Raw genomic sequence first — 26,058 nt, 5'->3', positions numbered from 1 at the left:
TTGATGAAATCTTTACAAGTATTTAGAATACCGTACTACCAAGAAATACTAGCCATCCTGTATTTGTTTTTACATACATATTGCCTTTTCCTACATTTGGAGCTATGACTGTAAAAGTTGATTTGACCGATGGGTAAAGCGCATTTAATGAAGCAGCAGAAGGAGCAGAGGTTAAAGTATCATTTATAATTCTCTCAGAAGATTTAGCTACTCTTTCCCAAGAGTTCCACCCCCCTCCCGAAGGATTTGAAGTACGGAAATAAAGTTCATTTGAATTATAATTGGTATAGGTTTGAGAATGATTATTACCGTTGCTGGCTACAGTTAAAATACCTTTATCTTCAATCGGTAAGTTTGCAGTAGTAGAGCTTTCGGTAGAATAAAAACCATTTACAATATAGTTATTAATATCATCATTTGAAGAGATAATTCCTTTGAAAGATAGGGTATCGTTAACTTCGGCTTTGTCATCGGCTTTGAAGTTTTCATCTGTCCATATTTCCCTCCATGGTGTCCATGATGCGGAACCGGTTTTGTAATGGCGATAAAATATTCTTACAACATCTCCAGGATTTACCGCCTGATATTTTTGTGTTATATATGTAGAATATCTTTCAACGGTTAATGCCCCACCTGCATTTGTAGGTATATTTAAAATAGTATTAGGAACAGTGTAAAAACCGTTAGGAACAGTTATGCTGTTTAAATCAGTTTCGGGATAAATTAAAGTAGTATTTATTCCTAATCCATAATCTTTATAATCCCCTCTGTTATATGCTGTGTTCCAGTTTGAAATGTCTGTAGTTGTAAAGTTTTGACTGGTCCATATGTTAACCCAAGAACTCCAAGTATTAACAACTCTTCTTCTTAACCAATATTCATCTGTTCCGCTTCTCATTGCAAATTGAGTGGCATTAGTTCCTTGGTCTATATGCATTAAGCTTATACCGGAATTGGTTGTAGGAGCTCCAACTGTATTACCTTGAGAATAATAAAAACCAGTTTGAGTTATAGTATCAAAGTTGTTTAATGATAAAGCATTAGTCCCTAATCCAAAATCTCTAAAATCACCCCACCCAAAAGCAGTGTTCCAATTATCAATAGATGATTGAGATAAGTTACCATCATGCCATATTTTCTGACATGAATTAGTTACATTATTCCTAAAAGAAATTGCACTAGAACCTCCATGAGAAATTGCTATTTGAGCTTTAACTGTTGACACAGCAGGATTACCAATATTAATAACCTTTGCTGAATTAGTACCAACAATATTTGTATCTATACCTGAAACAATATAAAATCCAGTATTATTACTAATAGTATCTAAACCATCAACACCGACATTTCCTAAATTTTCATAACCACCTAATCCATATGTTCTAAAATCTCCCCAGCCAAAAGCTTTGTTCCAATTAGCTATATCCAAAGTACTTATATTACTTGACGTTAAGACAGAATCCCAAGAACTCCATGTACTTGTCGTACGTCTTCTAATGTAGTAGTTTGAACCTCCACTTCTAAAAGCCATTTGTACTGCATTACCGTTTACTTCCATATGAAGCATAGCGATACTTCCTACAGCTAATGGAATACCAACAGTACTACTGTTTGCATTTCTATAAAAGCCTGATTGTGTTATATTATCCCAATTAGAACTTATTTTACAATCTGTTCCTAATCCATAATCCTTAAAATCCCCCCAACTGAAAGCTGTATTCCAGTTACTAATGTCTGTATGCTCAAAATCTCCACTACTCCATATTTTTACCCAACCACCATAAGTGCCACTATAAGATCTAAACCATAATTCGTTGCCGTCTCTCGATCCTAATATTTGAAAGCCTACATTTGTAGATCCTACAGAAATCAAACCGCCAACCTGAGTAAATGGTTTATTGGTTGTTGTAGTTGACATATAAGTCATATATGTTCCCTTATTCATAGTGTTCATGTCACCGTTAAATGTTTCTGAGACTGCAGGTGAGCTTTCTCGTCTTGAAACATAATCCGTAAACGCTTTTTGCCAGTCAGTAAGATTACCTGACGTTATACTGTTAGAGGGATGAGAAGTACTTATTTTACCATCAAGGGCGTTTTGTAACCCTTGTATATTGGAAATAGAAAAAGATACTGAATCAACTACATTACCTTCGGCATCTTTAAATTCAAGTGTTTGTGGTGTGGATCCGTTAAAGTTAACCGACTGCATTAGGTTAGCCACAAAAGCACTTACAGGTACTTCACTAAGCACTTCACCATCGTCATTTTTCAATTCCAGTTTTTCACTGGTTTCATTGTAAAAAAACGTAGTTCCTTCATTATTAAGGAACCCAAGGTTAATGGTTGCCAGTGTGGTTCCGTCTACATTTTTGAGGTATAGTTCGCTGGCCGACTGGTTGGCAACAATAGTAATACCGTTAACATCACTTTGCATGGCAAATATATCATCAGTACTTTTGGCCGGTATACTGTAGGTTACATCTTCAGTGTTTGGCTGATAATCCAAGGTGGTAGTATCACCGTTTACCGAAGTATGTTTTATAGAACTGCCAGAAAAGGTAATATTATCTCCCGTATTATTATCGGTTAAGGTAATAGGGGAATCTGTGAATGAATCAACAGCAGTAATATCCTTAAGGGCAGGGAGATATAATCCGGGCTGGACATTACTGTTAGTAGCATCATTAAAGTCGGTTTCAGTAAGTACTGTTTGCGTTCCGTCATACTCGCCTGGCTGACCCGTAAAACGTTTTAAGTACAAAACACTATCAAGCGAATAGCTGAAGTAATGTAGTTTTGATGTATCGGTAAGATCTCTAACTGCACTGTTTACCTTGGTTAGGAACTCGGGTTCATTTGTAACCTGTCCTAAAGAAATTACATTAGATTTGCTGTTAGCAGTAATATCTTCCGGCAGTAACGATTCGGGTGGTAACTGATAAAGATGTGAGGGAAGTACAGCACTTCCGCCAGCCCCCCAGGTTCCTTTTCCTCCCATAAACTGAAAACGAAGTTTTTGGGCAACCGAAGCTGTAGAAGCCGACTTATATGCTGTAAAGAATACCGGGTTATCTGTAGCCGAAATAAGTGTGGTTTGCGAGTTTATATCTCCTAGTACCTGAGTTAGTAAATCACTGCCGCTAACATAATCAAGGTAAATAACCTTGCCTACATTGTTTTGTTCTACAACTTCTACTTCGTCACTGCCCAGTGTGGCTCTGGAATAGATTACGGTTTGTAGTACCGACTGTAAATCGGTGGCATTACTGTATGTTATTCCGTTAAGGCTAACCTCGCTGTAATGGGTTAACGGGAGCATTACATCATCTCGCTCATAGCAGTTAAATATCTCTATCCTTTCACCGCGAACAACCGATATGTAGTTCCTGAAATATTCTATCCCGTTAAAAGAAAACAGGGTGTTGCTTACGCTGTTTATTATAATCATGTTTTATCCAATTTTAGTAAATCGTAGTCGTTGAGGTGTACTGCTGCCTTTACAGTCAAAATCAGGATGAGAGGTGCGTAACAGATAGTTTTTTACATTTTCCCAAATTTTAAAGGCATTGTCCCTGTTAAGGGTATATATGGCTTTTTTTGCCGATGTATCTGCTGTACGGCTGCTGTCGTTAAGCTTTTCTACTACTGAGTAAGGCGTATCTGTAACCGAAGAGAATATTATGTGCCTGGCGTAAGCAAAATAGGAGAGCACCATTTTAAGTCCGTAATTGGTATAGGTTTCACCTTTGTGATCGTAAGTGCCACCATCCATTAATTCGGTATAATCCTGAGGGGCAAAAATTATCTTATTATAGAGCTTTTCGCCTAAAAGCGGAGCCAGATCCTGAATTTGGGCATCCAGTATCATTTCATTCAGTTTATCGGTATTTGGGGTTTTGGATATCTGCCTGTATTGGGCTATATCACTTCGGGTTATTAACAGCTGCATCGTCTATCAGTTTTTGTGGTTCAACTTTAAGGCTTGGGTAGTCCTGCGATTTTTGTAGCAGTTGGTTAATTATGGAGGTGAGCAGGTTACGCTCTTTTGTGGTGTTTTCCCAGTAGGTGCGTTTCATTTCCCTTATGGCTTCGCCGGAATTGCCAAACAACGAAGTTTCGTTGGTTTTTATAAGTCCGGCAGGGAGGTTGTTAAAGGCTACCAATATATTTTCACGTACACTGGTTTCGGTATAATTAAACAGTTTGTCGTCTATTTTGCTTTCAATTTGTTTTATCAGGATGGCATCGTCCAGTTTTTCTCCGGCAAAATCCATTTCAAGGCATAAAACTCCGCCGGTACTTTCGGCACCCAGACTATCTTTTATGGCCTGTTGGAATTTTTCCCTTTCGCTTTCGGCTTCTATAAGAGCTTTGCTGCCCGGTTCGAGACCATCGCCAATAAGCGGACGGGTGACTACCAGTGTATTCCCGAAAAAGCCTTTGCGTAGCAGCCTGTTTTTGTATACCGATGCCTGTGCCTCGCTATCACAATCGTTAGCTACACTGTCAATACGGGAAAGGGGATAAATAAGCCCTGTATCCATACTAATGTAAAGTACCTGACCTTTGTATTTGTTCCATCCGTCTGCTTTTTCAACCTGTGCATCAATAACCCTTTTATCAGGGTTGTATACATCTATAAGCTGAATATCGGTTTTTTTAGGTTTTAGCCACTCTTTGCATACGGCAATTTTACCGTGATAATCGTTACTATCGGCTTTGCCCAGCCTGCACCATTCGTAAGGAATAATGCTAAAATCGGCAATTTGATACAGGGCGTTCCAGTTAATATGAATATACACCCCGCGTTGTTTTACCAGTGCTTCGGCCACATCGCAGGCAAAATCTATAAGTTTAGTGTTTTTGCTTTTGTTTAGAATAATGGTATCGTTTTGCTCCCCGTAGCCTTTACCTATAAGGTATTGTACCATTATGGCTGCTGCCGATTTTGCCGTTACACTGTTGTTTATGAGCCTGTCCATGCGTTCAGGATAGGCATTATCAGTATCGTTGGCGTATACGTCGGCCGACTTACTCCACGGGGTGAGCCTTTTCCATACGTCTATTAACAGGGTTCTCATTATGCTTTATTTTGGTTGTTGTTTTTTCTTGGTTTGCGTTTTGGTTTTGGCTTTTCTGCCGGTTCTTGAGTTATTTCCTGCGGGATATGGGCAAAATAGCGCTTGCCGTTTTTATGCTGTAACAGTTTTTTGGCATATGCTGTAGTGATGTTGGCATTGTTTACCAGTATGGGAGATCCAAACTCCAGCGGAATGTTTTCATATTTGGCATGCAGCCTGTATGGTGTGGTGTTTTCCATGCTTTTAAAATGGTTTTTGTACTTATCTAAGTAAGCGGTTAAACATTTAGGGCAGGAGGGGTTTACCCTTTCGTTAAATATTGAGGTATACTCTTCCAGAAAAAGGCGGAGATACCGCACACCATCACCCGTTACTGAACGGGCGATGGTGTTGATATCCATTTGGGTAAAATCCATTATCCTGCTGCCTGAGCGAACTTGTTATTAAATGCTGTTTTAGTAGCAGCATAGTCAACATCAAGAAGTGTTTGTGGCATGGTTACTTCTTCATAGCCGTCTACAGAGGCTAATTCAAACATAATCATGTTGTCGTTCTCTTTAGAGTTGTTTGTCATGGTAGACAGTTCAAGACCCGATGTTAATCCAAGTATCTCAAAGGCATCCTTATTAGCTTCGCCTTTCCATACCTGCTCAATAACTACTACATATTTAGCTCCCATAGCAAGTTGATTAGCCTGTTCTTTATTTGAAGCAGTAGGGTTAAATATCACGCCGCTAAAGGTGTGTTTAAACTTATCGGGTGCGTTTTCTTTTTTAACCAGTTCCCACGCTTTTCCGTTGGATTGTTTTACTCCGGTTAAAAGGTAACCCGTAGTACCAGGTTTTAGCTGAAGGTTGTCAATTACGACTCTACTGTCAGTACTTGTTGCTGTATTGATATAATCAATATCTTCTTTTTTGATAAGTACAACATTTTGTTCGATACCTGCTACCGGTGCATTAGCGCAGTCAAATACAATATCGGCTGTTAGGTTTCCTGTGCAATCTATTGGCATATGTTTTTGTTTTAAGATTTAAAGATTGAATTATTGCAGATGTAAGATGATAGAGAAGAGATTTTCTCTAAAGAGAAATAAAAGGCAATGCACAATCACACGGTGTAGTAAGGAATGCCGGGCGGGCGCGGTGATGGCAAAGGCTTTTTTAATTAGTTGTTTTAGAAGTATAAAAGTTTGGTATTCTTCTTTTGTCTTGACACAAAAGAAGGAAAAGGTCAAGGCTTGGACTCCTTAGGCTAAAAATTATTTCGTTCGGCTAAACCATTCGAACTCGCCTTTGGCTCAAACAGCGAATGCTTTTTAACACCTTATTTATAATTTTCTTTACGCCACAGAGTATTATGTCGTTGCTTCACTTCACTTTTATTATTAGGCTTTATGATTAGTAAGCTGCTACTGTCATGTAGCTTTCAAGGTGCTTGGCATCTATAGTATAGGCAGCATCCATGATGTTTGTTTTAAGGGTTTTGTCGTAAAACACATCCAGTTTATAAAGGTCTTCGTCGCTTAGTGTACCTACAGGGATGTTTGATTTTGTAGTGAATACAGCCCTGTGCGGAAGGTTGTGGATGGTACCGTTGTCCTGGTAGGTTTTGATGTACCTGTCCCAGTCATAACGTACTTTTACCTCGATACCGTCGAAGAACAGACGCGGACGACCTTCTTCTACCACCTCAAGGAAGCCAGAACCTAAGTTCTTTTTTCTTAGTGTAGCACGGTAGTTATCGGCTAGGGAACGTGATGCAAGAATGTAAGCATCATCTGCAGATACAAGGCGCTCATCAGCGGCGGTTACCATTTTTTCGAAGATGTCTAAAGCTGCATCTTCGGCAAGAGCCTGAGAAGCATAGTCAACACCTGCGTTTTTATCGATGCTTACATAGTTTGCCGCTGTGGTAGGTACTTCGGCAAAAATTTGTTTAAACAGTCCGTCAAACGAGTTAAAGTAATCCAGGTCGGTTCCGTTAGTAAACACACCATTGTTATCTACAGTTTCGGCAGTGGTGTCGTTAAACCATATTTTACGGTGCATGTTTTCGAGCATGGCACTCTCTACTGCCGATATGATTACGCCAAACTCTTCGGTACCTACAGCATCAAAGAAATCAGGGTTAATGCGTTTTGACTTTTTGAACAGCTTTAAAAGAGCCGGCATATCTGCCTGACAGTGAGAAAGGCGGAAATCTTCCAGTACCGGAGTCCAGTATTTCTCGGTTAATTCAAAGCCGCCAGCCTCGTTTGGTGTGCATCCTACGGCTTTTTTGCCCAGTAGTCCTAATCGTCCGGCAAAGGCAATTTGTGTACTTACATCGATTCCGGTTTCAATATCGTGGAATTCCTGCAGATCTGAATCGTTATAGACTCTGCTGAAAATCACCCCGCTTACCGTTTCGGCCTCACGAGGATTTAGTGTAAGGTTGTCTGCATTTACTAATGCCATTATCGTGCTTTTTTAGATCTCAAGTATTCTTTCATTCCGGCTAATTTGTCGTTTTCGGCAGGTCTTTTGTAAGCTGCCCTTTTTCCGTCAAGGCTATAGTTGCTGGTAACCTGCCTTTTAAGCGCCATTACCTCACCTTTAATAACATTAAGCTGTTTTTTAAGCCTTTTGTTTTCTGCCCTTAGTGCAGCGGCTTCTTCAGCCGGGGCATCTTCTTCGGGTTCAATAATTTCGGTTAGTTCACCTTCTGTAAAAATGTAGGTAAATCCGTCGGGCATTGTAAACTCGCCATCTGCCGGAAGACCGTCTACAGTTGCCATTTGTCCGATTTCGATTACGGCGTCGTCTTCCAGATCGGTAAAATCAATTTCGGTTCCGGTGGCATCCTGCACCACTTTGTTAAACATGTGGCTGTGCTTAAATTTAGCCAGCACTTTTGTAAACAGGCTTTCCATCCAGTGCCTGTCTTTCTCGGTAAATTTGGTCATAGTATTGGGTTTTAAATATGCTTTTGCAGCTATGGCTACCTGCTGCGAGGTGGTAAAGCCTAAATCAGTTAACTGTGTAGCGGTAAGCCATGTTTCGTTTTTAAGGAGGGGGAGTATGGCCTGCTCTTGTATGTTTAGGGTGTTTTTGTAAAAACCAACGAGCTTTTTCTCGATGCTTTTTAGCTGTGTGGCAAATTTTGAGAGTTCATCTGCCGTTCCCATGGAGCCGCCCCAGGGCAGGTGAATCATGAAAGGGGTATTTTCACGAATGAGCCTTTTGCTGCCTGCCATGAATATTACGGTGGCTATACTGGCTACTATACCGCTGCCTATGGTGGTTATGGGCTTGCTCAGCGATTTGAGGTAGTGGTAGATGTCGAAACCCACATCTACGAGTCCGCCCTCCGAATTGATGTGTACGTTAAAAGCAGTGGCTTTGGGTTGTTTTTTTACCTGGCTTACAACGTCTATAAGCTCTATGCCGGGGGTTCCGTCAAACGAGCCTATCTGGCCGGAGATGTAAATGTTTCCTGTCATTTCATTGTGTTCATTTAAGATTGAAAGATTGAAAATTTAAAAGTGAGGATTGCAGAAAAGGATTGCAGTAAACAGTGGGGAGGGGAATTGAAAATTGAAAGATTAAAATATTGAATAAAGATTGGTGATTATGTAAGGGTGGATTCTTTAAATCTTAAATGTTTTAATCTTTAAATAAGAAGTATTTGTTATCTCATTTTCACAGTACAAAGATACGGTGGGTTTTTAGTGTTTTACTGAAGCGGCTTTTTCAGTAAAATGTTTTTATATTTGGAGACTTACAAACCACAACTTATATAATAATGAAAATCATTAACCGCTTCAGGTTCTATTGGTGGGCCTTTTTTACCATTTTTTTTGGATTGGAGGCTTTAAGTTCTTTTCGAAATCAATATGTTTATGTATGGACTAATATATTTTTAATAGTTATATTTTTAGGATTTATACTCATGCCTTTATTCTACCCTAATAATATTGGCATAAAGTTTATTGATAAGGAATAGTTTTTTACAAATACACACCTTAGTTTATGTCTTTTTTTACAGACGTTTTATTGATTTCTGTATCAATCCTTTTGGTTTTTGTATTACTACGTTATTATACAAGACAGAAGTCATACAAAAAGTTTATTGCCCAAAACGAAGGCAAAAAGTTTTTTTGCTATAACGACAGGCTTGTAACCAAAGCTTTTATTGAAACCCATGTATTGCCAATACTGCCTAAGGAGGTTGAGGTTGTATGGGTAGAGAATCGAAAGCCAATATCACTTAATTATAAGCGGGCAAATATCTCTACTATGTTATATGAGATTAACAGCCTTAAGGGGAGTTTTCCGTTTTTGGTTACTATAGAAAACGGAACGGTAGATTATATTTCGCTACAACAACAAACCTATAAGGCGATACAGGACCCAGGTAAAACTCAATGGTTGCTTGATGTTATACTCGGTATTTTTGATGACAGTGATAAAAGTTAATTGTTATATTTGGACAACCAACAAACACACCTAATGATTTTATTTTTTTTTACCTCAATAGAGAATGAGGCTGTATTGGCTAGTTCTATTTTTAGTAATTATATCGTTATGATAGTAATGAGATGGGTAGCCATTATTGTTATTGCTGCCTGCTTTATAAGGTATATTGGGGTTCCGCTGCAAAACGTACTCTATAATTTTATTGAGCACCTTTTGCCTAATTACAATAAAAGAATGAAGAAGCTAAATAATGATAATTATGAGGCGTATTTAGCATGGGCAAAAAGTAAGGGATATGAACCTGTAATTGAGAAAAAAGAAGTGTAATTATGGGAGATATTAAATACATTTTTTTGTATGCTTTAGAAATTAGTGTGTTGATTTTAGCTATATGGTTTGGCTTTATAATTATATCGGGCATATTTGCCGTTTTTGGGCAATTTTTTAGTTCTGATAAAATGGAAAACTTCACACCAAAAAGAAATGATTATATAAAGCAACATCAAAAACTTATTGCGCGGGGGTATGATACTCGTATTGTTAATGATGCAGGTATTACTGAATTAGTTTATAATGAAGAGGAGGAAAACGCAGAGGATGTAATTATTGAAAAAAAGAAGAAGAAAAAGAAAAAGTAATATACTGTTATGAAAATCATGTAAAAATATAGCCTTATACTCAAAGCCTTTTTATAAGCGGTAATAAAATTTTAACATTTTGCGTTATATTTGGTAGCAACCAAAACAACACAAAACATGAACCTTACCCGCTTTGTTTTTCTGTTTTTGACTTTATTACTTTTATCGTGCAAAAAGGAAACCCAAAATTCGTTACACTCTATTGAGGTTGTCGATTTAAACCTTAATGGTGATCCAATCGCTGATTTTATTGAAGGTCACAGCCGTGAAAAAAGCTTTGGTGAAGCGGTTAATCTCAGCTTTTTTAAAAATACTACTTTTTTTACTACTCCGGCAGGTACTTTAAGCAAAAATAAAAATGCCATTTACTGTCCAACTCTATTAATGGCATGGGAGCAAATAGTAAAAACATATAATAAACCTATTGTTGTAGCTAGTAATTACCCCGAACTGGAAAAACTAAACGGTTATAAAGATTACAAAGGCTGCCTTACCGAAAACGAATATCAAACCGCTGTACAGATAATTGTTAATACTTTTGAGATAAAGGCTGCTGCCCGTTTTACAAAGCAACTTCCGTTTAGTGAACCTATGGAAGTGTATAGAGAACCGTTTTTGTTTAATAATGAAAACGTAGAGGCTTTTTATACATTGGGAGGTCATGGTGAGAATCGTGTAAATGTACTTGACTACAATAGCGATAACGACTTTATGGTAAGGCTTAACCCTAAAGATAAAAGGCATGAGATTTTGTTATGGATGCCTACCCAAAAACCACAATCATTACAGCAGGGTATAGAACAGGTAATTGAAACCATTAAAACAAGAGGAATGTTTAAACCAACTCTTAGTGAGGCCTGGAGATATACGTTTAGTGAAGAAGACCGTTTGGTTATTCCTAAAATATACTTTAACCTAAAATCTAACTGCCCTGATCTTACCGATAACAGGTTTACTCTTAAAGGACAACCTGAAGAATATAGAATTAAAGAGGCTTATCAGCGAATTTCCTTTCAGTTAGACGAAGAAGGTGCTGTTGTAGAGAGTGAAGCAATAATTGAGGCTGCTGCACTTGAAGAAATGCCTGAAGAGAAAATTGTACCTAAAAAAATGTTTGTAAACAAACCATTTATGGTACTGTTAAAACGCAGGGATAGTGAGAGTCCGTATCTGGCAGTATGGATAGAAAACACCGAGCTTTTAATTAAAAACTAAACCCCATGAAAAAGTATCTTACGTTATTATTGCTACTGGTTTCTGTTTGTTTTTACGGACAGGAGGAAGAGAAGGAAATTGTAATTGAAGGTTTTTATAAAGTATCTCTTGGCGGAGGAGGCCATGCCTTATTTCCGGTGGTGAATAATACCGTTAAAGGACCTATTAATCTGGAAATTGAACACTATAAAATACCCCATGGTTTTGTTAACACAGCACGGGTTAGGGTTAAAGGAAAAATATCAAGAGCAAAATATGGCTATGATTGCTATTATGTGAAAAACCGAATAGTGGTTGATGAGGTTACGCTAATTGACACCACTATGCTCATGGAAAAGTTTTTAAAAAAACATGCCGATGAAAAAAAGGAAGTTTTAAATGAAGGTGAAGAAAGAATTGAATATTTTGAAAGCGAAGGTTTTTACAATGAACGCTATGAGGAACTTTATTATGTTGAACTTAAAGACGGAGAAATTGCAGATACTTTAGGTATTTGTTTTGAAGGGCGTGCTTCAAGTAAACATAGCGAAGTATACCCTGATAAGTATAATGCAGACGGAGTGTATATAAAAGGAACGGGATTTAAAATTACCGGTCGTAGTTATGGTTTCCCTGATTTGTATGATACACAGTTTAATATATGCGAATTAAAAGTTATCGATACAAACTACACTTTTTATAACTACCAGCAGGAGAGGAAAGATAAAGAGAAACAAGGTATTGTTGAGATTGAAGGATTTTATAAAATAAATGGCAGGGAAAATCTTTTTTTTCCATTAAAGGACAGTCTGGTACAGGTGCCAATAATAGTAAATCTTAAAAATAATAAGCTTCCAGATAGTTTTGTAAATACATCTTTTGTTAGGCTGAAAGGGAAATTAATAGAGCAACGTTCTTTTTTTGAAAGTTACTTTACGAAGTATACTATAGAGGTCGACGGCATTGTGGAGGTTGATACTAATATTTTATTGGAAGATTATTTAAAAAAGTATCAGGTATATAAAACAGAATTAAAGGAAGATGAAGAGCGAGTGGCATACTTTGAGAAAGAAGGTTATTATGCAGGTCCGTTTGAAGGACATACGTTTGTATGGATTAAAGATAAAGAGTATGAGGGAGAAGGCTGGGCTTTTTTTGATGAAGATGTTAAACAAAGTGTGGTTGTTGAAGGCAAAATGGGATTAGGCATTAAAAGTTCGTTTAACAAGGGAATATATATGAAGGTAAAAGGTATTCGTACTTATGGGAAGCGTTACGGACATTTTGGAGGATGGAAAAGTCAGATTAATATTTCTAAAGTAGAAGAATTTGATATTAATAAATCATTATGGGAGTTTATTGAGCTTAAAATAAGAAAAAATGGTTTTTATAAAGGCAGAAGACAAAAACTGATTTTTCCTAAAATACTCGAAGAGGGTAAAAAGTATACTTTTAAAGCAGTAGCTGTTTGCAACTGCATGCTTGAAGTAAAAAGAACAGGCGGTTATATTGATTATACCTTTACCGAAAAAGATGGAGCAGACATAAAAAACAGTTTTAGCGGCAGGCTTGTAGCAAATCCCTGGACATATGATAAAGAACCAAACAATAATACATGGGATAATTATCAGGTTACCTACGAGAGTATAGAAACCGAAAGTCGGGTTTATGACAACTCTAAGTTTACAGTTCAGGTATATCGGGAAAAAGATGAAAACGGTAATATAAGAATAGCTATTGAAGACTATATAAATAACAGAGAGTTTGGCTTAACCCAAGTAAAAAACTAGAAAAAGAGGCTTATATAAAGCCTCTTTTTTTATCCCTCCATAAAGGCAACTACGTTAAACATGGTACGTTCGGTAATGTTATAGTTTTCGGCAACCTGTTGTATCATGTGGGTTTTACGCACTTTCTTAAAGTACTTTTTATGATATTCGGTTTCCTTAAGGTAGGCTTCATAGTATACTTTCCAGTCCAGTACATGCACAGGGATAATATTTTTTGCCACAAGCTGCATAAAATTTTCCTGTAGGCTTATAAGTGTTTCATAGCGGGTCATTTACCATTTATTTTCAGGACAAATATCATTAGAGCGCACCTTTGCCGATAACGGGCACTTACATACATTACAGTAAGTTCCCTGTATTTCTTTAAGGTCGTCTTTTATAAAAACAAGTAGCTTTCCCTTTGTAGCATGTGGGCATACGGCACACAGGGCAGCACGCTTTCGGGCAGTGTTTTCGGTTACTTCGCTTTTTTGGATAAAGTTTTTCCAACCGCTAAGTATCTCATTTAACATGAGTTAAAAATATAGTCAAATATTGAAAAAAGGGCACTTAAAAAGTTTTACAAACTTAGAAAATTTTCTCTATATTTGAAAAAAATCATATAACTAATTAAAATCACACCAAAATGAAAAAACTTACATTATTATTATTATTGGTATTTATGAGTGTATTAGCTAATGCACAAAACTATCCTGATTTTTTTCCTCAGCTTTTATTAAATAAAGAAGTTAAGGTTTTAGAAAAAAAACCAGAATCGGTTAAATATGGTTATGATAATTTTTATGAAGACAAAAGTCTAAAAACTAAATACGCCTGCTGTGACAGTTATAATTCTAAATATGATAATTTAGTAAACAGAATTTTTACAGTAACAAAGGTTGATATGATATCAGGGTACTTTATTTTAACTCTTACAGATGATAAAGAAACTCTATATTTTAAATATGAACCCGGGTATAGGTTTAAATATCCTTTTGAGGTAATTGGCGGATTAGAAATTCCAGATTATTATTATTGCCATCATATTTCTAAAAAACCAAGCAGTCAGGATCCAACCAAACATTTTTTTATCTCTGAAAAAGAGGAAGGAATTAGTTTTTTTAAAATGAAACTTGATGAAATTACTGTTTATATAGTAGATTTTACTTTTCCTTCTAAAGTACTGTCTGATGCTAAAGAAGTATATTTAAAATTAGAAAATGGTGCTATTATTAGTGGTGTGAATCCAAATATAAAAATAGAGCCTAAAAATGAATATGGCAATTATCTGTACAATGCTAATATTACCCTTAAAAGTGAAGATATAGAGCTTTTGAAAAAATATAAAATAGTAGAAGAATCTATAGGTGGAATTAAAGAGGAAGTTGAATATGGAGATACTCATATAGGAGTTTTTAATTGCCTTGTAACAAAAGAATAAAGCCTATTTACAAAAAGATGTATCAAAATTATTTTTGGTGCATGTTTTTTATTTTGAAGCCAACAAACAATCTCTATATTTGAAAAAAATCATACAAACAAACCACATCAATAATGAAACAGTTTACATTAGCATTAGTTTTACTATTTAGTGTGCTTGCAATAGCACAGGAAGAAAAAAAACCAGAAATTTTTCCTTTTAAACGCCCGGAGCTTTTAGTGGGTAAAACCGTAAAAATAAGACCGCTTACTGATGAGGAAATAAAAGTACAAAAAGGCTATCATAATTTTTATAAAGATAAATATAATATACATACCTATCATGAAATAGGATTTGAAACTTCTGACCCAAAATCTCTGGAAAACAGGGTTTTTAAAGTGGTTTCCAGTGATCCTAACTATACTGTTAAACTAACACTTGAGGCAGAAGACGGAGAAGTTATTTATTACAGGCTACTTAAAGGTTATCCTGATTACTATTATTTTGAAGTAGAAGGGGGGCTTGATTTTCCAAACGATTTTTATTGTGATTATTTTGAGTATGGTTATGATAAGGGTAATAAGAACATCTTGAAATGGGCTGCTTTTTATAACATAGAGGTTCATCTGGGTACAGGAGCCATGACTGGACAGGAACTAGCAGTTGGATTGTCATTTGAAATGAAAAGCCCGGCCGATTATGGACTTACAATTATTTTTGATAATGGTGAAAAAATTGAACTTCCGCAAGAACCATTGATATATAGAGAAAAGGATGGAAAGAAACATGCTCATTTAGAGTTAGAGAAAGAAAGTGATAAAAAGCTTTTTAGCGAACACCGTATAACTACAGTTATTTTTGGGAAAGAAAAATCTCAATGGGGTAGTGATTTTACACCTCATGAAGGAGAGAGAGCAAGAGGAATTATTAAGTGTGGTTTAGATACTATTGAAGAAAGAATGGCACAAAACTAAGTGCTTTACAACATTGGTTTATAAATAAAGCCTTTAGCATTTGCTAAAGGCTTTATTGTTTTTACTTAAAAGTTAGCTCCTTCTCTTACCTGTACATAGCTGTTACCCTGTGTAATAATATCTTCTACAGCTACAACAGGAGGTGGTATACTTTTAACGGCTTCGGCAGTGAGGTTAGCCAGTTCCTGCATGTTTATTTGTGAAGGGGCTATATCACGCGATACTATACCGCCACTCTCAAAATAATTGCCTGTTGTACTGCCGCCCCCCGCAGGGAATGCATTGTTAAATGCCATAAAGTGACGAGCGGCATTGCGGTTCATTACGCCTATAAGTTCACCCTTTTCGGCTTCAAAGCGGGTGCCGTCTTCACCGGTAAACATAGTACCCCCGGCACTGTGCCTTTGCCCGCCAATATTAAACAGTGCACCTTTTTCGGCCTTAGGGGCTTTGGTCGACTTAATTTTTTTTACGTTTGCCAAACCTGCCGCTACGGCTGCACCTGCCGCAGCCGCACCAAGTGCCGGACCTACAAATGGAATTTTTGCCATTGATCTGTATGCCGCAACTGCCGACTGGTAGGTATCAATAGTAGCCTGTGCAATAGCAAAAGCTTTACCGGCTTTGCTCTCTTTACCCAGTATGGTACTAAGGTTACCAAAGGTGCTTGAGGCAAGACCCAGTTTAAAGTTGGTATTTTCCTGTTCAATCTCTTTTTGGTTTTTGGCAGACTCTTCTTTTTGCCCCTCAAGAAGTGTGTTATACTGTTCATCATCAATTAACCCCTGTGCTTTTCGTTCGTCAAGTTCAGCTTTTTCGGCAGCAAAGCGCGCCTTTTCAGCTATAACTTTTTCCTGATATTGGGTTTCGGCAGTTGCCATTTTAATATCAAACTGCAACTGTTCGGCCTCTGCCTTTTTTTGTATTTCCTCTATCTCTTTTGCTACACTGTCTTTATTGGCCTGTTTTTTAGAATCTTCAGCAGCCTTTTCGGCAGCTTGTTTAGCATTATCATATTCCTCTTGTATTTTTAAATACTGGGTATACAGTTCAATTTCGGCGTTTGTTAACTCCTGGTTAGTAGCTCTTTTTTGGGCTATTGCTGCTGCATTTTTTTCAGCATCTTTTCCTAACGTATTTAACTGTAGTTCTCTTAATTTTTCTAGTCTTGTGAGTTCCTCATTATACATTTGAGCTGTAAACTCTTTACCGTTATTGAGTTTGCTTTGGTTTTGCTGTTTCCACAGTTCCAGTTCGGCATTGGCAAAGTTTACGGTAGCCTGAAATCTTTTTGCCTCAAATTCACGCGTTATATTTTCCATTTCAGTATCATACTGTAACCTGCTTATTTTTTTCTGTTTCAGCTCTTCATTCAGCAGGGCTATAGATTTTGTCATGTACTCTTCCTGATAGTCGAGTTGCTCATTTAATGTTTTTGCCACACCATTGTTTTGGGCTACATACAGGTCTAAAAGCTCTTTTTGTTTTTGGAGCATATGGTCTACATATTTGTCCCACTGTTCCTTTCGTTTGTTTAGTTTGTCTTCCTGTTCGTCTGTAAACTTATCTGTAAGGGCATTAATATTGTCGTGGTTTTTTACGGTAAGGTCGGCATCTTCCTGCTGTATTTCAATACGTTTTAGTTGGGCATCTTTGAGTGCCTCTATTTCTTCTTCACTAAGGCTTTTTGTTTTTTGTAGTTTTTGTGCATACTCATAGCCCTGTTCCTTTAGCAGTTGTTTTTCTTTATCATTAAGGTTGGCACCGTTAGCGAGGGCTTCGGCTGCTATCCTGTAAGCTTCTTCTGCATGGTCTTTACGCTCATTAAGGTTTTGCTGTTCAAGTTCATTAGCCTTTTTAAGAGCTGCTAATCTTTCCTCTTCGGTTTTGGTTTGATCTTCAGAGGCACGGGTGTATGCCTCAATGCTTTTTTGTGCCTCGGCATTTTTTATTTCCTGTAGTTCCATTTGCTTGGCAAGTTCCTGTTGTGCCCCTTTAAGTTTGTAGGCTTCTGCGGCGGCTTCGGCCATGTTTTCTCCCATATCTGAAAACCAACTGCCTATTGATTTTGCTCCCGATAATACATTAATAAAATCAAGTATTGAGTTTTTAATAGACTCAAAAGCTGCACCTGCCGCCGCAGTAACTTTTTCTACGGTTTCTACAATTGGCTGAAAGGTTTTAAATATATCTACAACTGCCGATGCTGCAATTGCTACGGCTGCAAGTATTAACCCAAATGGGTTTTTTACAAATTGCCATGCGGCTTTTGTCATCCCTACAATACCCGAGGTCATCCCCGAAAAGGCACTTTTTAGCAATGCTCCTGCACCTCCCATTTCCTGTGAGCGCGATATTAGTCCGCCGATACCTCCGTTAAAAATATTTATAGAGTTGTAGCTTTCGCTAAGCTGATCTTTAAAGTCGTTAAAGGTTACTATAAGTTTGGTATTTTCGCTACCGTTTTCTTCCAGCCACATTTTGTTATCCTGTAGCTTTCGGTTTATTTTGTCGAGACTTTTCTGGTAGTTATCATCAGCACTGTTAAGTTGCTTTTTTATAGCAATAAGGTTTTTATTATTTTCCAGATAATCGTTTTCACTTTTATTGGTTTCATTAATGGCTTGTTTTATTGCCTTTTTTTGTGAAAGAATTTTACCTTCCTCATCAGTGTATGCAGCAAGTGTTTTGGTTTGTTCCCTGTAGGCTTGCCTAAGCTTAGTTAGTTCAACTGAGTTTTTTACAAACTGAACCGAAGATTCTTTTCCTTTTTTGATAAGCTTATCCTGCTGATTTTTTAGCCTTTCTATTTCTTCGGCCATTTGTGAAGCACTTTTTACAAGGCTATTGGTATCAATATCCAGGGAGGCCAGAATTTTTTTGTTTTTTGCCATTGTTTTGTGTTAGTCAAGTTTAAAAATATTGGAGTAGGTTTTGGTACTGTTGTACAGTAGCCTGAAATGGGTTGCTTTTACACTGGTTGTTAAAACATCCTGTTGTTGTGGCGTTACAGTTATTCTGCCTGTTTTCCAGTTAACACCATCGGGTGAGTACTGGTGCAGTACATCAAACCTTGTAGGGAAATTGGTATAATAGCCTACATGGTAAGTAGTAGGTGTAAGCCTTACTACATTGTTTATGGTTAATGACGGGGTACGCACTATTGGACCTAAAACAAAATTGGTTTGTGGTGGCGAATAGTTGACTCTTACCAGTTCGCATTTTGTAAGTTTACCCGGTATGTAGTTGTTTATTTTATTTACCAGAAAATAGCCTGAAAGGGCATCTATGTAATACAGCTTTTTAAAATCGAAATTGGTTATATCTGTATCATTTAAAAACATTTCGGCATTAACAATAAGCGCTTTTTCGAGTATATTTTTAAGTGGAGTGTAGTAGGTATTTATAATATCAAAGAAAGATAACCTTTCAAAGGTTTCCTTATAATATTTAGAAGTGAAAGTATTCTCAGCAAGAGCCATGCTCCATACTCTTGTAGTGTTAATAACCTGTTTGGAACGCATAAGATAAAACCTTTTATCTAATGATTTGTAGGAAACTGTAGCCTCGTTTTCCTCGGTAGCTTCTACAACTTCTTTTTCCCAAAACTTATAAATATTGGTGAGTCCATTAAGAGGACTTGTGTAAGATTCCGGACTGTATATTTTCGATTTTATACTGTCTTTACTTTCATTTAAATTTTCGTTACTAACCCTTATATAATGATCGTTATGTGTAGCACCTTCGCTGTTGTATTTATACCTAAACCAGTTTTGCTGTGCATAACTCCCGTATATATATTTTTCGTTTAATTTACGGGCAAATTTTTTACTCCAATCTACACTTTTAGGTGTGGTTAATTGTTCTGTAAGGGTTATAAATTCATATTTATTTTCATTTTTATCCTTGTACAAAACCAGCCCGAAACGGTATATTATTTCTTTTAGGAAATCTTTTATTGAAAAGTCAGAAAGGACATCGGTAAAATTAGTTTGCCCTATTTCCAGCTGGGTAAATGTAACAGATAACAAGGGGGTATTCCAAAACCTGAATTTATTGTTCGCATTTCTAAATACAAGGCATACGGTTTCGCCTTCTTCAAGTCTAAATGTTTTTGAGGTACTAAAGTCAGTAAAAGGTTGTATGTTTTGTTGTGCTACATAAAACTCAGGAATCGGAATAGCATCGTAGGCAAGAAACTCGCCGTGAGCATCGGCATTTTTACAAACAACCAAATCTACGGCTGTATTAATTTCGCCAAGGTTTCCGCTTATATTTAACCTGTACATACCCGATTGCGGAGCTTTAAGGTAACGTATACGCTCGGGGTCATCATTTTCACTCCAGTTTACTTCCAGTTCATTAATTTCGGGTTGGTAATAAGAAGCAGAGTAAGTTTTCCATTCGGCGTTATAACGTTTTTTCCAGTGCCATTTTTCGGGCGTACTTTTAAAAAGTATTTCACTAGTGTTTTCTGAGCCTTTTGGGTAGGTTAACCAAAGATTTTTGAAATCATCTGACTCAAATATGGATCCCGAGTATTCAAATCCGTATTTTTTAAATATCTTATCCCATAACCATGCTACGTTAATACTTGGAACCAAATAGTCTATAAAAATTATAGGGGTGTGATTAGGGTTATTTCCTTTTAGGTAAGTATATTGCCCGTTATAGTCAGCAAGTATATAACGATAGGGCAGGTCCTGATTCCATGAGTTAATTACACTAGTTATATTTTTAATGTGCTCTATATTTTCAAGGCTTAAATTAGCCAGAGAATCGTTTTCTATAGTCTTAAATAAGTCTACTATACCGTCGTAAACTACAGCTTCATAGTAATCGCCAGAGTCGGTTATCACAGTATAGCCGTTATTTATAAAGCATTCCCCTAAGTCATTATACAGTGTACACTGATTTTTTTTATAAGGTACGTTTGAGGCATTTCCGGTAAGAGTCATGTGGTCCAGAGCCCTTACATTATTTGCCGTTTTAGGAAGTTTAAACTTGTTGGTAAAGCTGGACTGACGGTCTTCAAGGCTGTTAAGGTCGTTTACCTGTTTGGTTTGGGCAATAACCTCGCCTGCGTCTAAGTCCATTAACTGCCCGTTAATGTAAAGTAAGAGAGACAAGTTGTTTTGTTATGGTCAAATATTTTTTTAAGATGGGAGATAATAGAGAATAGAAAGGAGACTGTTATTGCGAGGAGGAACGACGTGGCAATCTTATCTCAGCTCTTCTTTTGTCCGTGACACAAAAGAACCAAAAAGTCGGGTTTAGATGCTTTAGGCTAAAAAATATGGCTCTCGGCTAAACCATCCGAACTCGGCTATCGCCTCAAACAGCGGATGCTTTTTACGCCTCATTTATAATTTTCTTTACGCCACAGCACCTTAGGCCGTTTTCACTGTTGTGTGCTCACTCGTGCCTGTCATCCTGACGAAGGAAGGATCTCTTTTTCCATTTCGACCGAAACGGAGTGTAGCGGAGAAATCTTCAGTAACAATGATGTTTATTTTTAATTATATTTGGTTTACAGCTTTTTAACCTTACCCTTATGAAGAGATATGTTTTACTTTCGTTTTTGGTAATATCCTGTACTGTAAAGCAACAGCCGCAGCCTGAAAGTTTAGTACTCACAGTGGGTAGCGGCATAAACCTCAACGAACCCCGATTTGGGATTGAACTAAAAGGGGATACCCTTTTTTACTGCGAAGAGATTAATCCTCGTGATTCTTTTAAAGATACTTTTCTCTATAAATATTCCTACTGTATTATAGGGAAAAAGAAAATAAATGAAATGTTAGACCGTAGTAAAGCTGTTTTTGATGCCAAAGTTGATTATGGACATATGGCAGATGCAAGTTACTACCAACTGGATATTAATACTCAGGCAGATAGTGTAAAAACTACGTTTTATATACCAAATCTAGAAACCGATAGTCAGAAACAGGTAGTATATGATATTATAGCCCTTAAGGACTGTGATTTAAAGCCTATAGAATTCCATGATTTTAAGAGTGGTATACTTCAGTATAAACTACCACCTCCGCCACCTCCCTTGATTATGGATAAGGTTCCGGGACTTATAGAAGAGGAGTAATTTTAATATTAGCTTTTTACTGTGGTGTGGTTACTCCTGTTGTCATTTCGACCGTAACGAAGTGGAGTGGAGAAATCTAAAAATAAGACTGTTCTTTTGTCCGTGACACAAAAGAACCAAAAAGTCGGACTTAGATGCTTTAGGCTAAAAAATATGGCTCTCGGCTAAATCATCCGAACTCGGCTATCGCCTCAAACAGCGGATGCTTTTTGCGCCTCGTTTATAATTTTCTATACGCCACAGCACCTTAGGCCGTTTTTCACTGTTGTGTGCTCACTCGTGCCTGTCATTCTGACGAAGAAAGGATCTCATTTATTCCTAAGTTTAAAACATAAGGACTTTATGACTTTTGACTTTACAACTTTACAAACTTATTGTATATCGCTGCGGAAGCTCAATATCAAACGTAAAGTTGGTTAACGGCTGTTTCGGGTTTTTAACGCGGGCGCTGCCTGTTTTAAGCGTAACCTCTACCCAGTTGTTTTTGTTGTTTTGGCTAAGAGGTTTCCCTGTAAAAAAGTATACTTTTGGGCTTTCCAGAATTCCTTCAACAATACGGCGTTCGTTTTCACTAAGTAGTTCGGCAGTGATTTTATAGGTATCAAGACTTTCTTTTCCTATTTGTATGTTACGGCCAAAGGAACGATCTATATTACTGTAGTCGTTATCAATTTCGCCCATGTATTTTGTGCTTCGGTCAATACTATAGGTGTTTTCAAAAAGCCAGTAACTGTAACCGCCAAAGGAGTTGAGCCATTTTAGATAAGCCCCTTTTTTATACGGAATTTTTTCGAGCGTTATAAAAGTATCGTTATCACTATCGGTACTACTGGCCTTAAATCTCAGTTCGTTATGACCTTCAATAAGTGGGAGTACGTTTTCCAGTGTTTCATCGGTACGTCCGTCGCTAAGTACCAGTCTTGATACCCTGCCGCGTGTAAGCATTTGTGTAGATAGGGTAGTGGTGTTATTTTTTAAAGTAAAATACTGTGTGTTTGGCATGTGCATGGTAATATCAAACGGATAGCCTTCCCAGTATTTAAGGTAAAAATGCTTCGTACTGTCGGACTTCGAAGGAGTAAGCGGAAAATAATCAGTAATTGAACGGCGGTAATAATCAGTGTGCTGATTAACCCCTGCGAGCCATGTTAGGTTATAAGAAGCCTGTGTTTGGGTATCGTTTTGAAAGTAAATGGTAAAATGGATTTCCTGCTCCAAATAGGTACCATCACTAAAGGCCTTTACGTAAGTAGACGGACTTATACCACCTATTGACGGACTCAATGTATCTTCAAAATTGCGGGTGTTTATAAGCGATGTAACATAAGGCTTGAGGTTTAGGAAAAAAGTCCCGTCGGGAGCAGGGAAAAGCCTTATGGGTGTTTCTCCCAGTGTGATGTCGCAGTACTTTGGCTTTATCAAAAAGTTGTCGTAAAAGCTAAGTACGTCGTTATTATATGCCATCCTGAGGCGGGTGGTATCAATAGGGGTTTTAAATACTATCATAAAAAGAGTTTAGGAGATTAGTAATATCACTTGTTACAAGTATTAGTTCATTTTCACTTACCTTGTCAATAATAAGCTGCATTCGCTGTGGGGTAATTACACTGCTTATCAGTTCGGTGCCGCCATGGTTTGCTCTGTCCCAGCCTTCGCGACCTATTTTTCGGGCAATAAGGTAGGCAAGGCTGCTAATGGATATATCGCCTTCAATTTGAGCCGAAATTCCTTTTGCAATAATCCATTGCTCTATGGCCTCACTGGGTGGTTGCTTACCGGGTTTGTAACCGTTTTCCAGAGCTTCGCTGTATGCAGCACCCGTAATTTGTGCACTATAGCTTTCAGCTTCAACTTTAAGTGTATTAGCCCAGTTTCCGGAGGCACGCATACCTAACTCATCATATTTTGCAATGAGTTCTTCTTTAAGAAGGTTGAATTCGGCTTTTAAAATAGCTGTACTACTGCTCATAGCCTACCGGGATTCTAACGGAGTAGGAGCAAAGCAGTCCGTCCATATTAGCATCGAGGGCATCGGTAACATCTATGTTTTCCCACTGATGTACGGCAATACCCCTGCAGGCAATTTTGTTACCCAGTGTTTGGAATACTGTAAGTAACGGCTCTATGTTTTGGGTAAACTTCCCGGTTTGGTTTGGGTCGCGCTCTGCAAAATACTGCTGGTCTAAGTCCGACTGTTTTACAAGGAAGAATTTACCCGAGTAATTATCGGCTACGATTTTTGTTCCGGTGTCGTTGTATTCGCTTTTACGTTTGGTAATTTCATGAAGGAAATAAGTTGTGTTAGGTTCGCCTTTGCCTTCCAGTAGGTTTAGGGCGGCTTTTTTTCCGTAGTGGTAAATAAGATTTTGGCCTTCGGCTATTTGCTGAAGAAAACGTACAATGTCCATGTTGTTTTGGGTTTTGAGTTACTTGTTTTTTGTTGCGGGTTGTTTCTGTATTACGTTTATACAGGCTGTCATTGCGAGGAGGAACGACGTGGCAATCTCACCTGTTCTTTTGTATTGAAACAAAAGAACCAAAAGTTCAAGGCTGGGGTGCTTTAGGCTGTTTGAGATTAATTTGAGATTTTTCGACTCCACTTCGTTGCGCTCAAAATGACAGAGTGCGTTTGTCATCCTGACGGTGGAAGGATCTCATTTACTGAATTAGCGATTACTAAACACTACTTACTATTCAGTTTTTGGTAGTCGTGTTCCACTTCGTTTTGGGTTTTGGTTTGTACCAGCAGGCTAAATATTTCGCCATAAGGTTTCCTGCCTAAATCAAATGGGTATTGACCAAACAGTTTTCCTAATTGAAGCAGGGGGAGTGTGTCGCTGTAAGGCTTTAACCTGTCGGCGCCCGCCATGTGCCACAAATGCGCATCGGTTGACTGAGAGGCGAGTGCCTTACTTTCGGTAGTAATGATTGTTTCAAACTCACTTACCAGGTATTTTTTTGCCGGAAAATATTCGGCTATCGGGCTTGCCCAAAACTCAGCTTCGGTAATATCAAAGCAAATAGTGAAGAGTTGGCAAATACCCTTCCAGCTGTTTATTTTTGGCAATAGCCTAATGCAGTACTTTACATTAGCATAAGGCATTTTGTTGGTATCCATGCTCCTGCCGGCAAAGGTATTTTTTTGGTTAAGGTGTTCCAGTACGGCATCATACATAAGGGTATCCTGCAGGGCTGTGTACTGTTTTATACTTATGTTTTTCATTGTAATGGGTATTGATGTTATTAGTTTAGGGTTAGTGGTTTGTAGTTGCTGGTTTGGTCTGTATGTTTGTCATCCTGACGGAGGAAGGATCTCTTTTTACTGTTTACAGCACGAGCGGGACGCTCGCGCCAGCTTGACGAAGGAAAGAGCTTTTCCATTTCGACCGTAACGAAGTGGAGTGGAGAAATCTAAAAATAAGACTGTTCTTTTGTCTTGAAACAAAAGAACCAAAAGTTCAAGGCTGTGATGCTTTAGGCTAAAAATTATGGCTCTCGGCTAAACCATCCGAACTCGGCTATCGCCTCAAACAGCGGATGCTTATTACGCCTCGTTTATAATTTTATATACGCCACAGCACCTTAGGCCGTTTGCTACAGCGGTTTGCTTACTTGTGTTTTAGTATATTATGTAATAGTGTTGTCATCCTGACGGAGGAAGGATCTTCTTCCATTTCGACCGTAACGAAGTGGAGTGGAGAAATCTAAAACTAAGACTGTTCTTTTGTCTTGAAACAAAAGAACGAAAAGTTCAAGGCTTTGATGCTTTAGGCTAAAAATTATGGCTCTCGGCTAAACCATCCGAACTCGGCTATTGCCTCAAACAACGGATGCTTTTACGTCTCGTTTATAATTTTCTATACGCCACAGCATCTTAGACCGTTTGATACTGTTGTGTGCTTACTCGTGTATTAGTATGTTATGTAATAGTGTTGTCATCCTGACGAGAGTAAGGATCTTTTTCTATTTCGACTGCAACGAAGTGGAGTTGAGAAATCTCAATTAAATAATATTTGTCCTTTTGTCCCTGACACAAAAGAACGAAAAAGTCGGGCTTAGATCCTTTAGGCTAAAAATTATGGCTCTCGGCTAAACCATCCGAACTCGGCTATCGCCTCAAACAACGGATGCTTTTTTACGCCTCGTTTATAATTTTCTTTACGCCACAGCACCTTAGGCCGTTTGCCACTGTGATGTGCTTACTCGGGCTTTAGTATGTTATGTAATAGTGTTGTCATTCTGACGGAGGAAGGAATCTTTTTCCATTTCGACCGTAACGAAGTGGAGTGGAGAAATCTAAAATTAATTCTTGTTCTTTTGTCCCTGACACAAAAGAACGAAAAAGTCGGGCTTAGATGCCTTAGGCTAAAAATTATGGCTCTCGGCTAAACCATCCGAACTCGGCTATCGCCTCAAACA

The 26,058-nt window shown here is 37.8% G+C and carries 23 protein-coding genes; 8 read left to right on the top strand and 15 right to left on the bottom strand.

Annotation, left to right across the window (positions count from 1 at the left end; translation table 11 throughout):
• Positions 1-22 precede the first annotated feature (22 nt).
• The 7 genes from GN157_RS00115 to GN157_RS00085 all read right to left on the bottom strand — a co-directional run bounded on the left by GN157_RS00115 (position 23) and on the right by GN157_RS00085 (position 8,568).
• Positions 23-3,451, bottom strand: coding sequence for a pyocin knob domain-containing protein (locus tag GN157_RS00115; RefSeq protein WP_157481048.1), 3,429 nt, complete (start codon positions 3,449-3,451; stop codon positions 23-25).
• Between the two features lie 3 nt (positions 3,452-3,454).
• The gene (locus GN157_RS00110; protein WP_157481046.1) at positions 3,455-3,952 is read right to left on the bottom strand and encodes a DUF6712 family protein; all 498 of its coding nucleotides are present in this window, start codon (positions 3,950-3,952) and stop codon (positions 3,455-3,457) included.
• Positions 3,927-5,084 (bottom strand): hypothetical protein, encoded by a 1,158-nt coding sequence (locus GN157_RS00105; protein WP_157481044.1) that lies wholly within the window; start codon positions 5,082-5,084, stop codon positions 3,927-3,929. Before GN157_RS00105 ends, GN157_RS00110 begins: the two co-directional genes overlap by 26 nt.
• Positions 5,084-5,500, bottom strand: a complete 417-nt coding sequence (locus GN157_RS00100) for a hypothetical protein (protein WP_157481043.1) — start codon at positions 5,498-5,500, stop codon at positions 5,084-5,086. The genes GN157_RS00105 and GN157_RS00100 overlap by 1 nt, the downstream gene beginning before the upstream one ends.
• A complete protein-coding gene (locus GN157_RS00095) occupies positions 5,500-6,099 on the bottom strand; it encodes a hypothetical protein (protein WP_157481042.1) in 600 nt (199 codons plus the stop codon). The genes GN157_RS00100 and GN157_RS00095 overlap by 1 nt, the downstream gene beginning before the upstream one ends.
• A gap of 385 nt (positions 6,100-6,484) precedes the next feature.
• On the bottom strand, positions 6,485-7,543 hold the full coding sequence (locus GN157_RS00090) for a hypothetical protein (RefSeq protein WP_157481040.1): 1,059 nt from the start codon (positions 7,541-7,543) through the stop codon (positions 6,485-6,487).
• Positions 7,543-8,568 carry a head maturation protease, ClpP-related gene (locus GN157_RS00085; RefSeq protein ID WP_157481038.1) on the bottom strand — a complete coding sequence of 342 codons (1,026 nt, stop codon included), beginning with the start codon at positions 8,566-8,568 and terminating at the stop codon, positions 7,543-7,545. Before GN157_RS00085 ends, GN157_RS00090 begins: the two co-directional genes overlap by 1 nt.
• Positions 8,569-9,097: 529 nt before the next feature.
• On the opposite strand from GN157_RS00085, the gene GN157_RS00080 reads away from it, so the two are divergent.
• The 5 genes from GN157_RS00080 to GN157_RS00060 all read left to right on the top strand — a co-directional run bounded on the left by GN157_RS00080 (position 9,098) and on the right by GN157_RS00060 (position 13,166).
• On the top strand, positions 9,098-9,544 hold the full coding sequence (locus GN157_RS00080; protein WP_157481036.1) for a hypothetical protein: 447 nt from the start codon (positions 9,098-9,100) through the stop codon (positions 9,542-9,544).
• Between the two features lie 33 nt (positions 9,545-9,577).
• On the top strand, positions 9,578-9,871 hold the full coding sequence (locus GN157_RS00075; RefSeq protein WP_157481034.1) for a hypothetical protein: 294 nt from the start codon (positions 9,578-9,580) through the stop codon (positions 9,869-9,871).
• A gap of 2 nt (positions 9,872-9,873) precedes the next feature.
• Entirely contained in the window at positions 9,874-10,182 is a 309-nt protein-coding gene (locus GN157_RS00070; RefSeq protein WP_157481032.1) for a hypothetical protein, read from the top strand.
• A 117-nt stretch (positions 10,183-10,299) separates the two neighbouring features.
• Positions 10,300-11,397, top strand: coding sequence for a hypothetical protein (locus tag GN157_RS00065; RefSeq protein WP_157481031.1), 1,098 nt, complete (start codon positions 10,300-10,302; stop codon positions 11,395-11,397).
• A gap of 5 nt (positions 11,398-11,402) precedes the next feature.
• A complete protein-coding gene (locus GN157_RS00060; RefSeq protein WP_157481029.1) occupies positions 11,403-13,166 on the top strand; it encodes a hypothetical protein in 1,764 nt (587 codons plus the stop codon).
• 29 nt (positions 13,167-13,195) lie between these two features.
• Here GN157_RS00060 and GN157_RS00055 read toward each other — a convergent pair whose 3' ends face one another.
• Both GN157_RS00055 and GN157_RS00050 read right to left on the bottom strand, forming a co-directional pair.
• Complete coding sequence (locus GN157_RS00055; RefSeq protein ID WP_157481027.1) at positions 13,196-13,438, bottom strand: hypothetical protein; 243 nt, start codon at positions 13,436-13,438, stop codon at positions 13,196-13,198.
• Complete coding sequence (locus GN157_RS00050; protein ID WP_157481026.1) at positions 13,439-13,678, bottom strand: hypothetical protein; 240 nt, start codon at positions 13,676-13,678, stop codon at positions 13,439-13,441.
• 113 nt (positions 13,679-13,791) lie between these two features.
• Here GN157_RS00050 and GN157_RS00045 point away from each other — a divergent pair, with 113 nt between their 5' ends.
• Positions 13,792-14,586 (top strand): hypothetical protein, encoded by a 795-nt coding sequence (locus tag GN157_RS00045; RefSeq protein ID WP_157481024.1) that lies wholly within the window; start codon positions 13,792-13,794, stop codon positions 14,584-14,586.
• A gap of 113 nt (positions 14,587-14,699) precedes the next feature.
• A complete protein-coding gene (locus tag GN157_RS00040; protein ID WP_157481022.1) occupies positions 14,700-15,539 on the top strand; it encodes a hypothetical protein in 840 nt (279 codons plus the stop codon).
• A gap of 65 nt (positions 15,540-15,604) precedes the next feature.
• Here the strand turns inward: GN157_RS00040 and GN157_RS00035 are convergent, their stop codons facing one another.
• Together GN157_RS00035 and GN157_RS00030 are read right to left on the bottom strand one after the other, a co-directional pair.
• A complete protein-coding gene (locus tag GN157_RS00035) occupies positions 15,605-18,433 on the bottom strand; it encodes a hypothetical protein (protein ID WP_157481020.1) in 2,829 nt (942 codons plus the stop codon).
• 9 nt (positions 18,434-18,442) lie between these two features.
• Positions 18,443-20,635, bottom strand: coding sequence for a hypothetical protein (locus tag GN157_RS00030; protein WP_157481018.1), 2,193 nt, complete (start codon positions 20,633-20,635; stop codon positions 18,443-18,445).
• A gap of 458 nt (positions 20,636-21,093) precedes the next feature.
• Here GN157_RS00030 and GN157_RS00025 point away from each other — a divergent pair, with 458 nt between their 5' ends.
• The gene (locus GN157_RS00025) at positions 21,094-21,639 is read left to right on the top strand and encodes a hypothetical protein (RefSeq protein WP_157481016.1); all 546 of its coding nucleotides are present in this window, start codon (positions 21,094-21,096) and stop codon (positions 21,637-21,639) included.
• 363 nt (positions 21,640-22,002) lie between these two features.
• On the opposite strand, the gene GN157_RS00020 is transcribed toward GN157_RS00025, so the two are convergent.
• From GN157_RS00020 to GN157_RS00005, 4 genes are all read right to left on the bottom strand, one after another.
• Complete coding sequence (locus GN157_RS00020) at positions 22,003-23,145, bottom strand: hypothetical protein (protein ID WP_157481014.1); 1,143 nt, start codon at positions 23,143-23,145, stop codon at positions 22,003-22,005.
• Positions 23,132-23,608: a hypothetical protein gene (locus GN157_RS00015; protein WP_157481012.1), complete on the bottom strand. Its 477-nt coding sequence runs from the start codon at positions 23,606-23,608 to the stop codon at positions 23,132-23,134. Before GN157_RS00015 ends, GN157_RS00020 begins: the two co-directional genes overlap by 14 nt.
• Positions 23,598-24,047 carry a hypothetical protein gene (locus GN157_RS00010; protein WP_157481010.1) on the bottom strand — a complete coding sequence of 150 codons (450 nt, stop codon included), beginning with the start codon at positions 24,045-24,047 and terminating at the stop codon, positions 23,598-23,600. Before GN157_RS00010 ends, GN157_RS00015 begins: the two co-directional genes overlap by 11 nt.
• Before the next feature lie 275 nt (positions 24,048-24,322).
• Positions 24,323-24,862: a hypothetical protein gene (locus tag GN157_RS00005; RefSeq protein ID WP_157481008.1), complete on the bottom strand. Its 540-nt coding sequence runs from the start codon at positions 24,860-24,862 to the stop codon at positions 24,323-24,325.
• Positions 24,863-26,058 lie beyond the last annotated feature (1,196 nt).

Source organism: Flavobacterium rakeshii (genome assembly GCF_009741375.1).
GTDB classification, from domain to species: domain Bacteria; phylum Bacteroidota; class Bacteroidia; order Flavobacteriales; family Flavobacteriaceae; genus Flavobacterium; species Flavobacterium rakeshii.
This window is presented reverse-complemented; position numbering and strand designations above follow the sequence as displayed.

Bases quoted from the DNA above. Each gene is read 5' to 3' on its own strand.
- GN157_RS00115 (WP_157481048.1), bottom strand. From the start codon at position 3,451: ATGATTATAATAAACAGCGTAAGCAACACCCTGTTTTCTTTTAACGGG.
- GN157_RS00110 (WP_157481046.1), bottom strand. From the start codon at position 3,952: ATGCAGCTGTTAATAACCCGAAGTGATATAGCCCAATACAGGCAGATA.
- GN157_RS00105 (WP_157481044.1), bottom strand. From the start codon at position 5,084: ATGAGAACCCTGTTAATAGACGTATGGAAAAGGCTCACCCCGTGGAGT.
- GN157_RS00100 (WP_157481043.1), bottom strand. From the start codon at position 5,500: ATGGATTTTACCCAAATGGATATCAACACCATCGCCCGTTCAGTAACG.
- GN157_RS00095 (WP_157481042.1), bottom strand. From the start codon at position 6,099: ATGCCAATAGATTGCACAGGAAACCTAACAGCCGATATTGTATTTGAC.
- GN157_RS00090 (WP_157481040.1), bottom strand. From the start codon at position 7,543: ATGGCATTAGTAAATGCAGACAACCTTACACTAAATCCTCGTGAGGCC.
- GN157_RS00085 (WP_157481038.1), bottom strand. From the start codon at position 8,568: ATGACAGGAAACATTTACATCTCCGGCCAGATAGGCTCGTTTGACGGA.
- GN157_RS00080 (WP_157481036.1), top strand. From the start codon at position 9,098: ATGTCTTTTTTTACAGACGTTTTATTGATTTCTGTATCAATCCTTTTG.
- GN157_RS00075 (WP_157481034.1), top strand. From the start codon at position 9,578: ATGATTTTATTTTTTTTTACCTCAATAGAGAATGAGGCTGTATTGGCT.
- GN157_RS00070 (WP_157481032.1), top strand. From the start codon at position 9,874: ATGGGAGATATTAAATACATTTTTTTGTATGCTTTAGAAATTAGTGTG.
- GN157_RS00065 (WP_157481031.1), top strand. From the start codon at position 10,300: ATGAACCTTACCCGCTTTGTTTTTCTGTTTTTGACTTTATTACTTTTA.
- GN157_RS00060 (WP_157481029.1), top strand. From the start codon at position 11,403: ATGAAAAAGTATCTTACGTTATTATTGCTACTGGTTTCTGTTTGTTTT.
- GN157_RS00055 (WP_157481027.1), bottom strand. From the start codon at position 13,438: ATGACCCGCTATGAAACACTTATAAGCCTACAGGAAAATTTTATGCAG.
- GN157_RS00050 (WP_157481026.1), bottom strand. From the start codon at position 13,678: ATGTTAAATGAGATACTTAGCGGTTGGAAAAACTTTATCCAAAAAAGC.
- GN157_RS00045 (WP_157481024.1), top strand. From the start codon at position 13,792: ATGAAAAAACTTACATTATTATTATTATTGGTATTTATGAGTGTATTA.
- GN157_RS00040 (WP_157481022.1), top strand. From the start codon at position 14,700: ATGAAACAGTTTACATTAGCATTAGTTTTACTATTTAGTGTGCTTGCA.
- GN157_RS00035 (WP_157481020.1), bottom strand. From the start codon at position 18,433: ATGGCAAAAAACAAAAAAATTCTGGCCTCCCTGGATATTGATACCAAT.
- GN157_RS00030 (WP_157481018.1), bottom strand. From the start codon at position 20,635: ATGGACTTAGACGCAGGCGAGGTTATTGCCCAAACCAAACAGGTAAAC.
- GN157_RS00025 (WP_157481016.1), top strand. From the start codon at position 21,094: ATGAAGAGATATGTTTTACTTTCGTTTTTGGTAATATCCTGTACTGTA.
- GN157_RS00020 (WP_157481014.1), bottom strand. From the start codon at position 23,145: ATGATAGTATTTAAAACCCCTATTGATACCACCCGCCTCAGGATGGCA.
- GN157_RS00015 (WP_157481012.1), bottom strand. From the start codon at position 23,608: ATGAGCAGTAGTACAGCTATTTTAAAAGCCGAATTCAACCTTCTTAAA.
- GN157_RS00010 (WP_157481010.1), bottom strand. From the start codon at position 24,047: ATGGACATTGTACGTTTTCTTCAGCAAATAGCCGAAGGCCAAAATCTT.
- GN157_RS00005 (WP_157481008.1), bottom strand. From the start codon at position 24,862: ATGAAAAACATAAGTATAAAACAGTACACAGCCCTGCAGGATACCCTT.